Annotated in this window: 13 protein-coding genes and 1 tRNA gene; 7 read left to right on the top strand and 7 right to left on the bottom strand. The window is 61.2% G+C overall.

Going from position 1 to position 15,520, the window contains the following annotated elements; all coding sequences use genetic code 11:
• Positions 1-55 precede the first annotated feature (55 nt).
• Both aguB and aguA read left to right on the top strand, forming a co-directional pair.
• Positions 56-934, top strand: a complete 879-nt coding sequence (gene aguB, locus H621_RS0104895) for an N-carbamoylputrescine amidase (protein ID WP_028942287.1) — start codon at positions 56-58, stop codon at positions 932-934.
• A gap of 58 nt (positions 935-992) precedes the next feature.
• Complete coding sequence (gene aguA / locus H621_RS0104890) at positions 993-2,099, top strand: agmatine deiminase (RefSeq protein ID WP_028942286.1); 1,107 nt, start codon at positions 993-995, stop codon at positions 2,097-2,099.
• Positions 2,100-2,590: 491 nt separating this feature from the next.
• Here aguA and H621_RS0104885 read toward each other — a convergent pair whose 3' ends face one another.
• Entirely contained in the window at positions 2,591-4,693 is a 2,103-nt protein-coding gene (locus H621_RS0104885; RefSeq protein ID WP_028942285.1) for a TonB-dependent receptor, read from the bottom strand.
• A 428-nt stretch (positions 4,694-5,121) separates the two neighbouring features.
• On the opposite strand from H621_RS0104885, the gene H621_RS0104880 reads away from it, so the two are divergent.
• Complete coding sequence (locus H621_RS0104880) at positions 5,122-6,411, top strand: OprD family porin (protein WP_028942284.1); 1,290 nt, start codon at positions 5,122-5,124, stop codon at positions 6,409-6,411.
• 77 nt (positions 6,412-6,488) lie between these two features.
• On the opposite strand, the gene H621_RS0104875 is transcribed toward H621_RS0104880, so the two are convergent.
• Positions 6,489-8,147: an FMN-binding glutamate synthase family protein gene (locus H621_RS0104875; protein ID WP_028942283.1), complete on the bottom strand. Its 1,659-nt coding sequence runs from the start codon at positions 8,145-8,147 to the stop codon at positions 6,489-6,491.
• Positions 8,148-8,365: 218 nt separating this feature from the next.
• Here H621_RS0104875 and H621_RS0104870 point away from each other — a divergent pair, with 218 nt between their 5' ends.
• The gene (locus H621_RS0104870; RefSeq protein WP_028942282.1) at positions 8,366-9,565 is read left to right on the top strand and encodes an MFS transporter; all 1,200 of its coding nucleotides are present in this window, start codon (positions 8,366-8,368) and stop codon (positions 9,563-9,565) included.
• A gap of 70 nt (positions 9,566-9,635) precedes the next feature.
• A complete protein-coding gene (gene rfaD, locus H621_RS0104865; RefSeq protein WP_028942281.1) occupies positions 9,636-10,667 on the top strand; it encodes an ADP-glyceromanno-heptose 6-epimerase in 1,032 nt (343 codons plus the stop codon).
• Here the strand turns inward: rfaD and H621_RS0104860 are convergent.
• The 4 genes from H621_RS0104860 to H621_RS0104845 all read right to left on the bottom strand — a co-directional run bounded on the left by H621_RS0104860 (position 10,664) and on the right by H621_RS0104845 (position 12,978).
• Positions 10,664-12,043 (bottom strand): flavin-containing monooxygenase, encoded by a 1,380-nt coding sequence (locus tag H621_RS0104860; RefSeq protein ID WP_028942280.1) that lies wholly within the window; start codon positions 12,041-12,043, stop codon positions 10,664-10,666. The two genes, rfaD and H621_RS0104860, sit on opposite strands and share 4 nt — an antisense overlap.
• Before the next feature lie 95 nt (positions 12,044-12,138).
• On the bottom strand, positions 12,139-12,339 hold the full coding sequence (locus H621_RS0104855) for a hypothetical protein (RefSeq protein WP_028942279.1): 201 nt from the start codon (positions 12,337-12,339) through the stop codon (positions 12,139-12,141).
• Between the two features lie 241 nt (positions 12,340-12,580).
• Positions 12,581-12,656 (bottom strand) — tRNA-Thr (locus tag H621_RS0104850).
• 97 nt (positions 12,657-12,753) lie between these two features.
• Positions 12,754-12,978, bottom strand: coding sequence for a hypothetical protein (locus H621_RS0104845; RefSeq protein ID WP_028942278.1), 225 nt, complete (start codon positions 12,976-12,978; stop codon positions 12,754-12,756).
• 395 nt (positions 12,979-13,373) lie between these two features.
• Here H621_RS0104845 and H621_RS0104840 point away from each other — a divergent pair, with 395 nt between their 5' ends.
• Both H621_RS0104840 and mdtI read left to right on the top strand, forming a co-directional pair.
• Entirely contained in the window at positions 13,374-13,733 is a 360-nt protein-coding gene (locus tag H621_RS0104840) for a multidrug/spermidine efflux SMR transporter subunit MdtJ (RefSeq protein WP_028942277.1), read from the top strand.
• Complete coding sequence (gene mdtI, locus H621_RS0104835; RefSeq protein ID WP_028942276.1) at positions 13,727-14,056, top strand: multidrug/spermidine efflux SMR transporter subunit MdtI; 330 nt, start codon at positions 13,727-13,729, stop codon at positions 14,054-14,056. Before H621_RS0104840 ends, mdtI begins: the two co-directional genes overlap by 7 nt.
• A gap of 240 nt (positions 14,057-14,296) precedes the next feature.
• Here the strand turns inward: mdtI and H621_RS0104830 are convergent, their stop codons facing one another.
• A complete protein-coding gene (locus H621_RS0104830) occupies positions 14,297-15,517 on the bottom strand; it encodes a methyltransferase (protein WP_028942275.1) in 1,221 nt (406 codons plus the stop codon).
• Positions 15,518-15,520 lie beyond the last annotated feature (3 nt).

The raw sequence follows: 15,520 nt of genomic DNA, 5'->3' as shown, positions 1-15,520 counted from the left end.
GTCATCGGTCGCCTGCTACGGTCAGTCGGCCCAGTCACCCTTCGAGGAGGTTTTCATGAGCCGCACCGTCACCGTCGCCGCCACCCAGATGGCCTGTACCTGGGATCGCCAGGCCAACCTCGCCACCGCTGAGAAGCTGGTGCGTGAAGCTGCCGCCAAAGGCGCGCAGATCATCCTGATCCAGGAACTGTTCGAAACCCCGTACTTCTGCCAGAAACCAAACCCTGACTATCTGCAGCTGGCAACGCCAGTCGAGATCAACGCTGCCATCGAGCACTTCCAGCAGATCGCCAAGGAGCTGGAAGTGGTACTGCCGATCAGCTTCTTCGAGCTGGCCGGCCGCGCCCGCTTCAACAGCATCGCGATCATTGATGCCGATGGCAGCAACCTGGGTGTGTACCGCAAGACCCACATCCCGGACGGCCCTGGCTACCACGAGAAGTACTACTTCAACCCGGGCGACACCGGCTTCAAGGTCTGGCAGACCCGCTACGCCAAGATCGGCGTGGGCATCTGCTGGGACCAGTGGTTCCCGGAGTGCGCACGCAGCATGGCGCTGCTGGGTGCAGAAGTGCTGTTCTACCCGACCGCCATCGGCAGCGAGCCGCATGACAAGACCATCTCCTCGCGTGACCACTGGCAGCGCGTGCAGCAAGGCCATGCCGGCGCCAACCTGATGCCGCTGATCGCCAGCAACCGCATCGGCAACGAAGAGCAGGACGGCTACGACATCACCTTCTATGGCTCGTCGTTCATCGCCAACCAGTTCGGTGAGAAAGTCCAGGAGCTCAATGAGACCGAAGAGGGTGTGCTGGTGCATACTTTCGATCTCGATAAACTGGAGCACATCCGTAGCGCCTGGGGCACTTTCCGTGACCGCCGTCCAAACCTGTACGGCCCGGTGAAAACCCTCGACGGCGCGCTGGAATCCTGAACATTCAATGACCTCGACGCGGGCTTGCGCCCGCGTCGGGCACTGCAAAGGTTGACTCATGAAAACCCTGACCAGCACCCCACGCGCCGACGGCTTCTACATGCCAGCCGAATGGGCGCCGCAAACCCAGGTATGGATGGTCTGGCCCGAGCGCCCGGACAACTGGCGCCTGGGCGGCAAACCGGTACAGGCCGCCCACGTGACCCTGGCCAAGGCCATCGCGCGTTTCGAGCCGGTTACCGTGGCCGTCTCCGCAGCCCAGTACGACAATGCCCGCGCCCGCCTGGACGCACCGAACATCCGCGTTGTGGAAATCAGCAACGACGACGCCTGGGTGCGTGACACCGGGCCGACCTTCGTCATCAACGACAACGGCGAAGTGCGCGGCGTCGACTGGGGTTTCAACGCCTGGGGTGGTTTCGAGGGCGGCCTGTACGCGCCGTGGAACCGCGATGAACAACTGGCCAGCAAGGTCCTGGAAATGGAGCGCTGCCAGCGCTACCACACCGAAGGCTTTGTACTGGAAGGCGGCTCGATCCATGTCGACGGTGAAGGCACCCTGATCACCACCGAAGAATGCCTGCTCAACCACAACCGCAATCCGCACCTGAACCGCGAGCAGATCGAAGCGATCCTGCGTGATCACCTGGCGGTGGACACCATCGTCTGGCTGCCCGATGGCCTGTTCAACGACGAGACCGACGGCCACGTCGACAACTTCTGCTGTTACGTGCGCCCGGGCGAAGTGTTACTGGCCTGGACAGATGATCCGCAAGACCCCAATTACGCACGCTGCCACGCTGCCCTCGAGGTGTTGCAGAACAGCCGAGACGCCAAAGGCCGCACCTTTACCGTGCACAAAATGCCGATCCCCGGCCCGCTGTTTGCCACTGAAGAAGAGTGCGATGGCGTCGATCCGGTGGCTGGCAGCCAGGAGCGCAACCCCTCGGTTCGCCTGGCCGGCTCCTACGTCAACTTCCTGATCGTCAATGGCGGCATCATCGCCCCGAGCTTCGACGACCCGGCAGATGCCGAGGCTAGAGCGATTCTGAGCAAGGTGTTCCCTGATCACGAAGTGGTCATGATCCCAGGACGCGAAATGCTCCTGGGGGGCGGCAACATTCACTGCCTGACCCAGCAGCAACCGGCTCCGGCCAAGGGCTGAAATCCGGCCATAAAAAAACCCGTCGCTTGACGGGTTTTTTTATGGGCAAGCGACAATCGGCACCCGCGCTGGCATACCTCTTGTATTTGTTTTGCATTGTATTTCAACGAGATAGAACCGCATCGTTCTGTCACAAAGTTTGAATAAATTAGCCGCTCACGACCCCAGGGAGTACGTGTCGAAATGAATGCAGCAAGTGAGCCGGCTTCGTCCCCATCGGCCTTGAACCACGAAGCGCTAGAGCGTGTGGCGCAGTGGTTGAAACACAATGGAGCAATCCGGGTCAGGAAGACCGATACACGGCGAGTGTTGCGAGAGCGATACCCAGCAGGTCTGTTGACCGACGCAGAGCTTGCGGCACTGCTGGGCGAGTGATTGGCGGGGGGCTGGTGGGAGCGGGCTTGCCCCGCGATTCATGGCGCATTCACTGGCCTCATCGCGGGGCAAGCCCGCTCCCACAAAGTCTGTACAAGACCGTTGTTCCTACCGGGTCAGAAGCTATAGGTCCCGGTAACCACCAGGCTACGCGGATCACCGAACTGGATCTGCGCAGCACTGGTTGCCGAGCTGTAGTAGGTCTTGTCGGTGATGTTGTTCAACGCCGCACGCAGGTCCCAGTCCTGGGTACGGAAACCGGCCAAGGCATCCCATCGACCATAACCCGGCAACACTGCTGTGTTCTGGTTGTCGGCATAGCGTTCACCCACCAGGGTCATCCCGGTCTCGCCATACCAGCCCATTTCCGGTTTCCAGGTCAGGAACAGGCTGCCGTTGCGCTTGGCGACGTTGCTCACTCGATTGCCTTGCTGGCCATTGTTGTCTTCGACAATGGTGGCGTCCTGCAAACCGATACCGCCGCGCACATACCAGTTGCCAACGATATTGCCTGTAGCGGTCAACTCCACACCGCGCGAGCGTTGCAGGCCGGTCAGCAGGGTGATGCCCGGGTTGTTCGGGTCGCTGGTGCGGCGGTTGTAGAGCTCCAGCTCGTAGAGGGCCAGGGTGGTGCTCAGGCGTTCATCCAGCCAGTCGCTCTTGACCCCGATTTCCTTTTGCCGGGTCTCTTCCGGGCTGGTCTCGTTGGCGTTGCCGGCAGCCCCTGGGGTGATGCCGATCAAACCGCCCCCCACAGGCGAGAAGGTCTTGCTCCAGGAGGCGTAGAAGGCGTGCTCCTTCCACGGCGAATACACCACGCCCAGGCGCGGGCTGGTGCTGTCGCTGTCCTGGTTTTCGGAAATGCCGCGCAGCTTGTTGGTGGTCTCCACCTCGAACTGGTCGAAGCGCACACCGGCCAGTACCTGCCATTGCTCGCTCAGGCGGATCTGGTCCTGAACATACAGCCCTCGGCTGTCGACCACGGTGTGGTTGTTGCTCGACGCAATCATGGTGCCGTTGTGCTGCAGGTTACGGTTGGGGTTGTACAGGTCGACGCTCGGCACCGGGCTCGCGCCGGGGCCCGTGGTAGCAGCGGTATAGAGCAGCGGGTCGCGGCGCTGGTTGCCGATTTCGATGCCGGTCAACAGGGTGTGCTGCAGGCCGTAGGTGTCGACGTTGCCTTCCAGTTCGACGTTGTTGAACAGGTTGCGGGTATTCAGGTCCTGCTGCCAGCGCTGGCGGGTGACCTGGCCGGTGGTGGCGTTGTAGCCGGTCTGGTAGGTGTTGTCGAAGTCGCTGTTGAGCTTGAACAGGCCCAGGGTATGGCGCACCTGCCAGGTATCGCTGAGCTGGTAGTTCAGGCGCGAACGCAGGGACTGGGCCTTGTCGTCGATGTAGTCGCGCTGGGTGTCGCCGTAGGTGGTGTCGCGGCCGACATCGGCCGGGCGACCGTTGACGCTCGGAATGCCACGGTCGGGGGTGCGGTTGTAGCGGCTGTACTCGTACTGCACCAGCCAGTTCAGGTCCGGGGTAAGCTGCCAGCTCATGGACGGGGCGAACAACTGGCGGTTGCCGTCGATGCCGTCGCGAAAGCTGTTGCTATCCTGGTTGCCCATGTTCAGGCGCAGGCTGATGGTGTCGGTGGGGTCGGCACTGAGGTCGGCATACAGACTGCGCAGGTCTTCGCTGCCGCCCTGGGCTTCGATGCTCGAGCGTCGACCGGCTTCCGGCGTTTTACTCACGCGGTTGACGATACCGCCCTGGCTGCCACGGCCGTACAGCACGGCGGCGGGACCTTTGAGCACCTCGATTCGCTCGATGTTGTGCAGGTCGCGCACGTACTGGCTGTCATCGCGGATGCCGTCCAGATAGAAGTCGTTACTGGCATCGAAACCACGGATGCGCACGCTGTCGAAGCGGGTGTCGGCGCCAGTGCTCACGTTGGGAATGCCGCTCAAGGCCTGGCCCAGGTCATCGGTGCCGTAGTCCAGCACGTTGCTGGTCTTCACCGAGTCGATGGCCTGGGGCACGTAGCGGGCCGGGGTGGCGGTACGGGTTGCGGTGGTCACTTCCTTGACCCGTGGATCGTCCTCATCGCGTTCGCTTTGGGCGGTAACCGACAGCTCTGGCAACGTCATGCTGGCAGCGAGGGCCATACTGGAACTGAGGAACAGGGAGACACCCAGGCTCAAGGGTGACAGGCGGCAAGGGGCAGGCATTAAAGACATCCGCAGGGGTAGAGGTAGACGAAAGGAGGGGGTGCTAAAATTTGGCGCGAATGATAATGCGTGCTATTTGCTAGCGTTAATTGTTTCTAATGTTTTGTTGCGGGCATTTGTTTCAGGATGTTGCTCAGTAATTTCGGTGTTACAAGGCTGAAACAACCGTGCAGATCCGTCGTCTGGTGTTGCTATCAGTGGCTAATGTGAACGACTTTTCACGAATTTTTGACACATTGATGAAACCACGGATAGGATTCGGTCAACGCCTGTAGGCCCACCGGCCAAGAGTCCAGAATAAAAGGCCCGCTGCGATCACTCGCACGCGGGCTTTTTATTTTCTGACCCGCGAGCGTCAACCCACGCAGGGGGCGTGGTTTTTGGCGTCGGCCGCAGAGCGTCTTTGACTAAGTAATAAGGAAAATAAAATGTTCAAAACCAGGATCAGTCTGATCGCGCTCAGCCTCTTGACCGCGACCCAGGCTATGGCCAATGACCAGGCCGCCGCCAAGGGCTTCGTAGAAGACAGCAGCATGAACGTCCTGCTGCGCAACGCTTACATCAACCGTGACAAGAAACACGGCACCGACGACCAGATCGAATGGGGCCAGGGCGTCATCGCCAACTTCTCCTCCGGCTTCACCCAGGGCACCGTTGGTGTGGGTGTCGATGCGTTCGGTCTGTACGCCGTGCGTCTGGACGGCGGCAAGGGTCACAACGGCGGCGCCGGTGTCGACTTCTTCAAGCCTAGCGATGGTGCTCAGGCCAACTCCCCGCACAACCTGGCCCGTGGCGGCGCTGCAGTAAAACTGCGCGTTTCCAACACCGTGCTGAAGTACGGCGACCAGATGCCTTCGCTGCCAGTACTGCAGTACGACGATGCCCGTCTGCTGCCAGAAAGCTTCACCGGCACCATGATCACCTCCAAAGAGATCAAGGGCCTGGAACTGAACGCTGGCCGTTTCACCCAGGAAGCGCGCAAGAGTGCTGAAGGCCGTGACAGCGGTGGCCTGAAGTCGATCAACGTGCTTGGCGGTAGCTACAAGTTCACCGAGAACCTGTCGGCTGCGGTGTACGGTTCCGACGTCGAAGACGTGCTGCAGAAGTACTACCTGGGCGTGAACTACGTTCACCCAATCGCCGATGACCAGTCCCTGACCCTGGACTTCAACGGCTACAAGTCGGACATCAACAACAAGTACGTCAAGGAAGCTGGCCTGACTGGCGACTCCAACACCATCTGGAGCCTGGCAGCCACTTACGCCTTCGGTCCGCACTCGGTGACCATTGCTCACCAGCGCAGCACTGGCGATACCGGCTACCAGTACGGCTGGTACCAGAACCGTGGTGGCGTGGGTGACGGTGGCTCGACCATCTACCTGGCCAACTCGTACTGGTCTGACTTCAACGCTGAAGACGAGCGTTCCTGGCAGATCGGCTACGGCCTGGACTTCGGTGCCTTCGGCGCACCGGGCCTGACCTACAAAGTGGCCTACGTGCGTGGTGACAACATCAACACCCACGGCTTCGGCGAAGGTAAAGAGCGCGAAATCTTCAACCAGGTCAAATACGTCGTTCAGGAAGGCCCTGCCAAGGACCTGTCCGTCAAACTGCGTAGCTCGTTCCTGCGTACCTCTGACAGCGTTCGTCAGAACGGCTACAACGACGACGGCAACGAAGTCCGCGTATTCGTCGAATACCCGATCAGCATTTTCTGATTGGATTTCGCGGGGCAAGCCTGCTCCCACCTTACTCGGTGGGAGGGGCTTGCCCCCCCCGATCGAACAACCCCGGTTTATGCCGGGGTTGTTTCTTTTCTGCGCACTGGAACCTTCACGGTCTCACCCATCTCCGGCTCAAAGCTGTCACTGCGGGCCATTCGCCACATCCGCGCATAGAACTCGCTGTTGATCTCGCCGCTGAGCAACTCGCCAGGCTTGAGGAACACGTGCAGCTGCGAAAACAGTCGAATCTCGCTGGCACTGATGCGCCGAACCAGGTGCTTGGGCTTCAGCTGTGAAGGGTGATCGAGCCCCGCAGCCGCCAGCATCTCGGCCAGGGCGTGCAGGGTGTTGCGGTGAAAGCTGTAGACTCGGTCGGCCTTGTCGGGCACCACCAGCGCGCGTTGGCGCAATGGGTCCTGGGTTGCAACCCCGGTGGGGCACTGGTTGGTGTGGCAGCTTTGCGACTGTATGCAACCAATGGCGAACATGAAGCCGCGCGCGGAGTTCACCCAGTCGGCACCAATGGCCAGCACGCTGGCGATATCGAACGCACTGACAATCTTGCCGCCGGCACCGATGCGCACCTTGTCGCGCAGGTTCAGGCCGACCAAGGTGTTGTGTACGAACATCAGCCCTTCGCGCATCGGCACCCCGATGTTGTCGCTGAACTCCCGTGGCGCAGCGCCGGTTCCTCCTTCCTTGCCATCGACCACGATAAAGTCCGGCACGATTGCGCTGCTCAGCATGGCCTTGGCGATGCCCATGAACTCCCAGGGATGGCCCAGGCAGAATTTGAAACCCACCGGCTTGCCGCCCGACAGCTCACGCAGCCGCGCAATGAACTGCAGTAGCTCCAGCGGCGTGCGAAAGGCGCTGTGGGCGGCGGGCGAGATGCAGTCCTCACCTACCGTCACCCCGCGCGTAGCGGCGATTTCGGCGCTGACCTTGTGCCCCGGCAAGATCCCGCCATGACCAGGCTTGGCGCCCTGGCTGAGCTTGATCTCGATCATCTTCACCTGCGGATCGCTGGCCTGGGCGGCAAAGCGTTCGGGGTCGAAACGGCCCTCTGCGCTGCGGCAACCAAAATAGCCGCTGCCGATTTCCCAGATCAGGTCGCCACCGTGTTCGCGGTGGTAGGGGCTGATACTGCCTTCGCCGGTGTCATGGGCAAAACGCCCGCGCCTGGCGCCCTGGTTCAAGGCGGCAATGGCATTGGCACTGAGCGCACCAAAGCTCATGGCGGAGATATTGAAGATCGAAGCCGAGTAAGGCTGGCGGCACTGCGGCCCACCGATGGCGATGCGAAACGAGGCCGGGTCCGGCGTGTCGCTGGGCAACATCGAATGGCTGATGAACTCAAAGCCCGGGCGGTATACATCATTGAGTGTGCCGAAGGCCTTCTCGGCGCTTTCATTCTTGGCCCGGGCGTACACCAGCGAACGCTGGGCGCGGGAGAAGGGCAGCTTGTCGTCATCGCCTTCGAGCAGGTACTGGCGGATTTCCGGGCGGATGGTTTCGATCAGGTAACGGATGTTGCCCAGGATCGGGTAATTGCGTCGCACCGCGTGATGACGTTGTCGCAGGTCGTTCAGCCCGACCAGGCTGAGCACCGCGCAGAGTGCGGTAAAGGGCCAGAGCCAGGACTGGGTTGCAAGGAAGGGCAGGCTGATACAGGTGAAGAGCAAACAGCCGGCCAGACAGGCATAACGGCTGGGAAGCGAAGCTTTCATGGATCTTCCGCTGATGTGAGAGATCCTTCCTAGGATAGGGCAAGCCCCTGCGCAGAAAACCCGTGGTTTCGGTAAAAGACTTTTATTCCCGGTGTGCTTGACCCCGCCGTTGGCGCGATAGTTTGCCAATGACTGAACCCAACTCCGGCACTTGCATAACTGCCGCTCGCAGCCGCCGTGCTACAAGGCTCGTACCGTTTTTTTGCGAGTGAGAACCTGTGACCGCCGCTTCCCGTACCGCACCTGCCAACAAGGGCTTTGGCCTGCTTTGCCTGGCCAGCTACTTGCTGTCGCTGTCGTACGGCTCGACCTTTTTGTTGTCGTTGCTGGTCAGCACCCGCGGCGGCAACGAGCAGGACGCGGGGCGGATAATTTCCCTGGCGATGCTCAGTACGGTGGTGGCGGTACTCGGCAGCGGACACCTGGCTGATCGCCTGGGCTCGGCGCGGGCCATTGCACTGTCGGCGCTGTGCCTGGTGGCCGCCTGCCTGGGTTTTGCCCTGATGCCTGGCATCGGCATCGGCCTGATGTTCTGCGGCCTTGCCCTGGGCCTGGGCTGGGGTGCGTTCTACACCCTTGGGCCGATCCTGGTCGCCGAACGGGTCGAGCCTGAGCGCCGCACACACTGCTTTGCCTTGCTCTCGGGCAGCATGATGAGCGGCATTGGCTCCGGACCTCTTGCGGGCAAGCTCGCAAGCTTCTTTCACCTGCCAGTGCAAACGGCGTTCTTCACCGCGGCGACGGCGGCAGTGCTTGGCCTGATGATCTTCAACCACCTGGCCCGACAGCCCCGGCAAGCTGCCAGCCCCGTCGGCATCAGCCGCCGGGCCAGTGCCCAGGTGCTGGGCTCGGCGGCGCGCTGGCCGATTCTGATGGTCGGCCTGGGTGGTGCGATCTTCGGCGGCCTGGGTAGTTTTCAAACCTCTTACGCTGCAGCCCGTGGCCTGGACTATTCGCTGTTCTTCGTCGGTTTCATGAGTGCGGCCATTGGTTGCCGGTTGCTGGTGGCCGGGTGGGTGGTCAAGCGTGACGCCTACCGCGCCTCCTGCCTACTCTCGGCCTTCACCGTGCTGGCCGTGCTGGCATTGGGCTGGTGGGTGCAGAACAATCTTGGTTACCTGTTGGCCGCTGCCTTGCTGGGTGTCGGCTATGGCCTGAACTACTCGGTGATCAACGGCCTGGCGGCCAACCAGGCGCCGGCCGGGCACACCCCGCAAGCCTTGCTGCTGTTCAGCCTGGCCTATTTTCTCGGCGTGTTCGGCTTCCCGTGGCTGGCGGGCAACTTGATCGTCAGCGGTGGTACCGAGGCCATGATGCTGTGCCTGCTGGGCATCGCCTTGCTCAACTGGCTGGTGAGCGCCGGTCGCCTGGTCGGCCGCTGGCGCGCACGCACCCGCGAGGTATCGCCGTTTTATTGATCCTGGTTAATTTTTGTTCAAATGGTCAGCTTTACACTGAATGCTCTGCACCCTCAAAGGGGGACAAGGCATGACCATCATCGTGACCGGCGCCGCCGGTTTCATCGGTAGCAACCTCGTCCAGGCCCTCAACCGACGCAATGTAACCGAGATCATTGCCGTCGACGACCTGACCGATGGCGACAAATTCCGCAACCTCGCCGACTGCGAGATTGCCGACTACCTCGACAAGGACGACTTTCTCGAGCGCTTTGCCCGCGGCCAGTTCGGCAAGGTCCGCGCGGTGCTGCACCAGGGCGCCTGCTCCAGTACCGTCGAAGGCGACGGGCGCTTCATGATGGACAACAACTACCGTTTCAGTCGCAACCTGCTCGATGCTGCCCAGGCCCTGCAAGTGCCCATGCTGTATGCCTCGTCGGCAGCGGTGTATGGCGCCGGGCGCGACTTTCGCGAACAGCGCGAGTGCGAGCGGCCGTTGAACGTCTATGGCTACTCCAAATTCCTCTTCGATCAACACGTGCGCAGGCTGTTGCCTGCAGCGCGCAGCCAGATCGTCGGCCTGCGCTACTTCAACGTCTACGGCCCCCACGAACAGCACAAGGGCACCATGGCCTCGGTGGCCCTGCACTGCTTCAACCAGTACCAGGCCCACGGCAAGGTCAGCCTGTTCGGTAGCTATGGCGACTACCCCAGCGGCGGCCACCTGCGCGATTTCGTGTCGGTAGAGGATGTGGTCAAGGTCAACCTGCACTTTCTCGACCACTCTCGGCTCAGCGGCCTGTTCAACGTCGGCAGTGGCCGCGCCCAGCCGTTCAACGATGTAGCCATGGCTGTGATCAACCGCCTGCGCGAGCAGCAAGACCAGCCCCCGTTGTCACGGGAGATGGCCTTGCTCGAGGGCATCCTTGAATACAGCGACTTTCCCGACCACCTGCGCGGCAAGTACCAGTGCTACACCTGCGCCGACCTGAGCCGCTTGCGCGAGGCAGGCTTCACGCAGCCGCTGCTCACGGTCGAGCAGGGTGTGGCCCGCTATTGCGACTGGCTGCAAGGCATCGAGGTAGCGCCGCCTGCCCAGCATAGGCACGCGGCTGTGGCCTAGTGCTGGCGCAGGGTTTTTACATCGCCCTTGGCTGAGGTTTCGCGCAGGTACTCGACCAGCGAATCATCCACTGCCTGCATCCAGCGGGTGTGGTGCGGCACGGCAGCGGTGCCGGTGATCACTGAACGGTAGGACTTGTCGCGATAGCCCATGATGTCCTGCTTCTTGTCCGACTTCCATTTGAGGAAGATCCGGTTCACCGCGTCGATATCGAAGCTCGGGTAGTCGGTTTGCTCGATCAGGTGCTTGATGTAGCGGCCCTGGAACTCGTACATCTGCGCGGTGGTTTGCAGCGCCTCTTCTTCGGCGCGCCAACGGGCGCTGTCGGCCTGCATCTCGGCCATCGATGGCAGCTTCTTGAGGCCCAGCATGTAGTCCCGGGCGAACCATGCCTGGGCGTCGAACATGTTGAAGCTGTACCAGAGGTCTTGCATGCCGAGGTAGATCAACTGTGGGTTCTGCTCCCACACCACGCCCTGGTACAACCCCAGCGGCCACAGGCGGTTGCCGGTATTGAGCGTCAGCTCATCGGGCAGGAACGGGAAGTGGTGCTGATAGCCGGTGCACAGAATGATCGCCTCCACCCGCTTGCTCGACCCGTCGGCAAAGAACGCCAGCTCACCTTCCACCCGCTGCAACTGCGGGCGCTCTTCCCAACCCTTGGGCCACTTGTAGCCCATGGGCTGGGTGCGATAGGCCGTGGTGATGGAGCGCGCGCCGTACTTGAAACACTGTGAGCCGATGTCTTCGGCTGAGTAACTGCTGCCGACAATCAGCACGTCCTTGCCCTTGAACTCCAGCGCATCGCGAAAATCGTGGGCATGCAGAATGCGCCCGGAGAAGCGCTCGAAGCCGGCGAAGTCCGGCACATGCGGGGTGGAAAAATGCCCGCTGGCCACCACCACGTAATCGAACACCTGCTCGATGCCCTGGCCTTGTGCATAGTCGTAGGCGGTGACCGTAAAGGTGCGGCTGGCCTCATCGAAACGCACCGCCTTGACCGCCGTATTGAAGCGAATGTAATCGCGCACACCGGCCTTCTTCACCCGGCCCTGAATGTAGTCCCACAACACCTCACGCGGGGGGTAGGACGAAATCGGCCGCCCGAAGTGCTCGTCAAAGCTGTAGTCGGCGAACTCCAGGCACTCCTTCGGCCCGTTCGACCACAAGTAGCGGTACATACTTCCGTGTACCGGCTCGCCATGCTCATCCAGCCCGGTGCGCCAGGTGTAGTTCCACATCCCGCCCCAGTCGGTCTGCTTCTCGAAACAGACCACCTCCGGCATGGCCGCCCCCTTGGCATGAGCGGATTGAAAGGCACGCAGTTGCGCCAGGCCAGACGGGCCCGCGCCGATAATGGCAACACGAATACTCATAAGACTTCCTGACAGAAAACACTGAAAAAAATGCAAAGCGTCTCCAGCCCTGAGCGGCAAAAAGCCGAGGGCAATGGAAAGCGAAAATTCAGGCGTCAGCTGGCAGGCGGAGGAACAGGGCGTTTGCGTTTGTGCGCGAGCAAGACGTCGCGGGGTGGAATCGACAGCGCATGGAACAGTGTCGAGAGGGGAGAGCTGGTCAGCGAAAGCGTGGCGACCGCGGTAGGCCCGTAGGTATTGCCGAACAGCGCGGCAAACGGGCCTTGGGGGCGAAAGATACGTGTGGTCTCGTTCATGGCGGGCTGATTCTGCCTCTTTTGGTTATGGATGCCTTTTTAGCTATAACGGATGGGGATTTGGATTACAAGGTTGGATGGCGTTGGTGCTGCATCGTAAGGCGACCGAGCGGTTACACCTTTTCGGCCGAAGGTTGCGGTCAGCCCACCGCCAGTAATGTCGAATGCTACGGAGAAGCGCGGTTTTCTAGACGGAAACAAAAAAGGCCCACCTTTCGGTGAGCCTCTTTTTTACTGCGTATGGTGCCGGCACCAGGAATCGAACCCGGGACCTACTGATTACAAGTCAGTTGCTCTACCATCTGAGCTATACCGGCACAGGGTCGCCATTATAGCGATCAGTTTGCGTCTGTAAACTACTTCTGCAAGATTCGTTGCGATGCCCGGTTTCTGGGTGTGTCGCGGGGGATTTTCTTACCAGCCGCGGTGCAATGTCGTGGCGTCGGGTTCGTTTTGGGTCGGGTCGAAAATCATCGGTTTGTGTTCGTGGCAGCCGCGCTTGTTGCAGTGGGTGGTGGGCTGGGCGGACAGGGGGGGTAGTGGCGTGTCCCAGGCAGAGGCAGTGGGGGCGCTTGGAGTGCTGCAGCCGGGGAGGGTGGTCAGGGCGGCGAGCAGGGTGAAGGGGTAGAGGGCTTTCACTTGAATTCCGTTTGCTGATGGGCTGTTTCGGGGCTGCCACGCAGAATCGCAGCCTGGCGGCAGCCGCTACGTGACGGTTGTGGTCTTGGGTGGGGAATATAATTTACGAAACTTTCAGCAGGCTTTAAGGGCTTTTCCCTGAATAGGTCATAAACCACGCGATTTTTAATTAGTGTTTCTCTATCGATTTGACTTCAGCAATGTCTTGAGCTAATTTGTTGTGCATTATGTTGAACACTAAAGCGTTTCTGCTCCTCATCCCTCGTCTGGCCACCCGTGAAAATCACTGGACCGGCGGTCTGTAGCGCCTCCCCCGACAATCAGCTTTTTCTCTTTTTTGTCTGTAGCCGTCGCTGTTTGTGCGCGCGGTGTGTTGTCGCCCGTGGGAGGGCATCATGCGTTCCTGGATCTATTTGTTTATCGCCATCATCGCTGAGGTGATCGGCACCGCGTCGATGAAATTCGCCGCCACTCATTCTGCCATTCTGGGTCATGGGTTGATGTACGCCATGATCGGTCTGTCGTACTTCTTCCTCGCCCTGGCCGTTAAACGTGTGCCGGTGGGCGTTGCCTACGCACTGTGGGAAGGCATCGGTATCGTGCTGATCACACTGATCAGTGTGACCTGGCTCGGTGAGAGCATCGGCCTGCTCAAGGCCGCCGGCCTGGGTGTGATGATCGCCGGTATTCTGCTGATCAAGGCTGGTACCCGCGCCGCGCCTGCCAAGCGCGAGATGGAGGCCCTGCCATGCTGACCATGAATTGGGTTCCCTTCGCCTGGCTGGGCCTGGCGATCGTGCTGGAAGTTTTTGCCAACCTGCTGCTCAAGTATTCCAACGGCTTCCGCAAGCGCGGCTACGGTATCTTCTCGATTCTGTGCGTGCTGGCGGCCTTTACTGCTTTGGCCCAGGCTGTTCGCGATATTGAACTGTCGCTGGCTTATGCCATTTGGGGTGGCTTCGGCATCCTTGCCACCGTAGCCATGGGGTGGGCGCTGTTTGGTCAGCGCCTGGCCGGGCGCGGCTGGTTGGGCCTGGCACTGTTGCTGGTCGGTATGAGCTTGCTGAAACTGGCCTGATTTTGCTGCTTAGAGCGTTTGGTTAAAATGCTTATGCACAAGCCGCGTGCCATATCGGTGTCGCTTCCATCGGACCAACGCTTGCCGTTGGTCTTTGCGCAAATGGCTGTTTTTGCTGGCGATAAGCCGCTGAGCAAAAAACGACCAACGGTCGAAAGCGCTTGGATCCAAGGTTTTTGAGGGTTTTTTCAAAAGGTTGCACACAGACTTATCCACAGGCTGCGCACCTTCGGGGCAGGGTTACTGGCGTTCCGCCAGGAGCATCAAGTTGCGCGGTGTGAGGGGCTGCTCACAGAACACTCCCAGCTGTACGTGGTAGCCCTGCTCCTGCAGGTACAGCGCACGGTCGAGCACCAGCCACAACTCCAGCGGGCGGCGGAACAGGTTGCGCAGCAACTCCAGGTTGCGAACCTCGGCCAAGCGCTGCCAGCCAGCAGCCTGCTGTGCGTCCCAGTCAGGGGTGTGGTCTATCGACAGGCCTTTGAGCGCCGCCAGTTCCCGGCAGTAGTCGGCATAGGGCTTTTGCAGCCAGCTGACCGGCAACGAGGGTGTCGGCAGGTACTCATCCATGCCTCGCAGCGCTCGCTGCAGTAAATCGAACCCCAGGCGTCTGGCCATCGACTCATCGCGCTGGCGGCGTACCCGTGCGCCGGCGGTGACGGTTTCGCTCAGGGGCAGGCCCAGGTCATCGATCGACAGATGCAGGCCGGAGGTGATCGCAGCGGCCGAGAGCGGCTGGTACTGCGCCGCCTGGATGCGGTTGTAGCAGCAGGGCGCAATAGCCAGCTGACGGCAGCCCTGGCGGCTGGCCAATTGCATCAGGCGTACGTGCAGGTCGCCACAGGCATGCAGGGCGACGGCGGTGTGGGCGCTGCCCAGGCGCTGGTCGGCGTCTTCGGCCAGTACGTCCTGCAATAGGTGCTGGGCATTCACGCCGTGGTGCTGGCTCAGTTGCCGGCCAGCGTCGACCAGCGCCGGGTCGTATTCAAGGCAGGTCAGTTGCTGCTGCTCGGCCTGCAGCAAGCGCCGGCCCAGGTGGCCTTTGCCCGAGCACCAGTCCAGCCAGTGTCGTGGCGCCTGGGTAAAGCCCAGGTGGCTGGCGAAGGCTTCGATCTGCTGCCATTTGCGCCCCGGCACATCCACGTTCAAGCGATGGCTCGCCGCTGGCAGGGCGATTGTGGATAACTCGCCGACCTCGGCCAATTGGGCGGCCATGCTTGCCAGCTGTGGAAAAGGTGCCGGCGCGTCCAGTCGCTCGGGATGGTTGTGCGCGGTTTCTGCCTCGTCCAGCGAGCGCTGCCGCAGCCAGGCCGCCAGCGTCGGGTGCTCGGCCTCCCAGGGCAGTTGCAGCTGGGTGAAGGGGCGTGGTCGCCACAGGTGCTGGTGCTCGCGCAAAAAGCTGTCCAGTGCCTGGAAGCGGCTGGGCAGTTGGTCATTGGCGAGGGGGAGGGCAGTGGTCATGGT

The organism is Pseudomonas vranovensis DSM 16006 (genome assembly GCF_000425805.1).
In the GTDB taxonomy this organism is placed as follows: domain Bacteria; phylum Pseudomonadota; class Gammaproteobacteria; order Pseudomonadales; family Pseudomonadaceae; genus Aquipseudomonas; species Aquipseudomonas vranovensis.
The sequence above is the reverse complement of the archived record's forward strand: the minus strand, read 5'-3'. Positions and strand labels throughout refer to the sequence as shown.

Coding starts and splice junctions, on each gene's coding strand:
- aguB (WP_028942287.1), top strand. CDS start 56: ATGAGCCGCACCGTCACCGTCGCCGCCACCCAGATGGCCTGTACCTGG.
- aguA (WP_028942286.1), top strand. CDS start 993: ATGAAAACCCTGACCAGCACCCCACGCGCCGACGGCTTCTACATGCCA.
- H621_RS0104885 (WP_028942285.1), bottom strand. CDS start 4,693: ATGCCTGCCCCTTGCCGCCTGTCACCCTTGAGCCTGGGTGTCTCCCTG.
- H621_RS0104880 (WP_028942284.1), top strand. CDS start 5,122: ATGTTCAAAACCAGGATCAGTCTGATCGCGCTCAGCCTCTTGACCGCG.
- H621_RS0104875 (WP_028942283.1), bottom strand. CDS start 8,147: ATGAAAGCTTCGCTTCCCAGCCGTTATGCCTGTCTGGCCGGCTGTTTG.
- rfaD (WP_028942281.1), top strand. CDS start 9,636: ATGACCATCATCGTGACCGGCGCCGCCGGTTTCATCGGTAGCAACCTC.
- H621_RS0104860 (WP_028942280.1), bottom strand. CDS start 12,043: ATGAGTATTCGTGTTGCCATTATCGGCGCGGGCCCGTCTGGCCTGGCG.
- H621_RS0104855 (WP_028942279.1), bottom strand. CDS start 12,339: ATGAACGAGACCACACGTATCTTTCGCCCCCAAGGCCCGTTTGCCGCG.
- H621_RS0104840 (WP_028942277.1), top strand. CDS start 13,374: ATGCGTTCCTGGATCTATTTGTTTATCGCCATCATCGCTGAGGTGATC.
- mdtI (WP_028942276.1), top strand. CDS start 13,727: ATGCTGACCATGAATTGGGTTCCCTTCGCCTGGCTGGGCCTGGCGATC.
- H621_RS0104830 (WP_028942275.1), bottom strand. CDS start 15,517: ATGACCACTGCCCTCCCCCTCGCCAATGACCAACTGCCCAGCCGCTTC.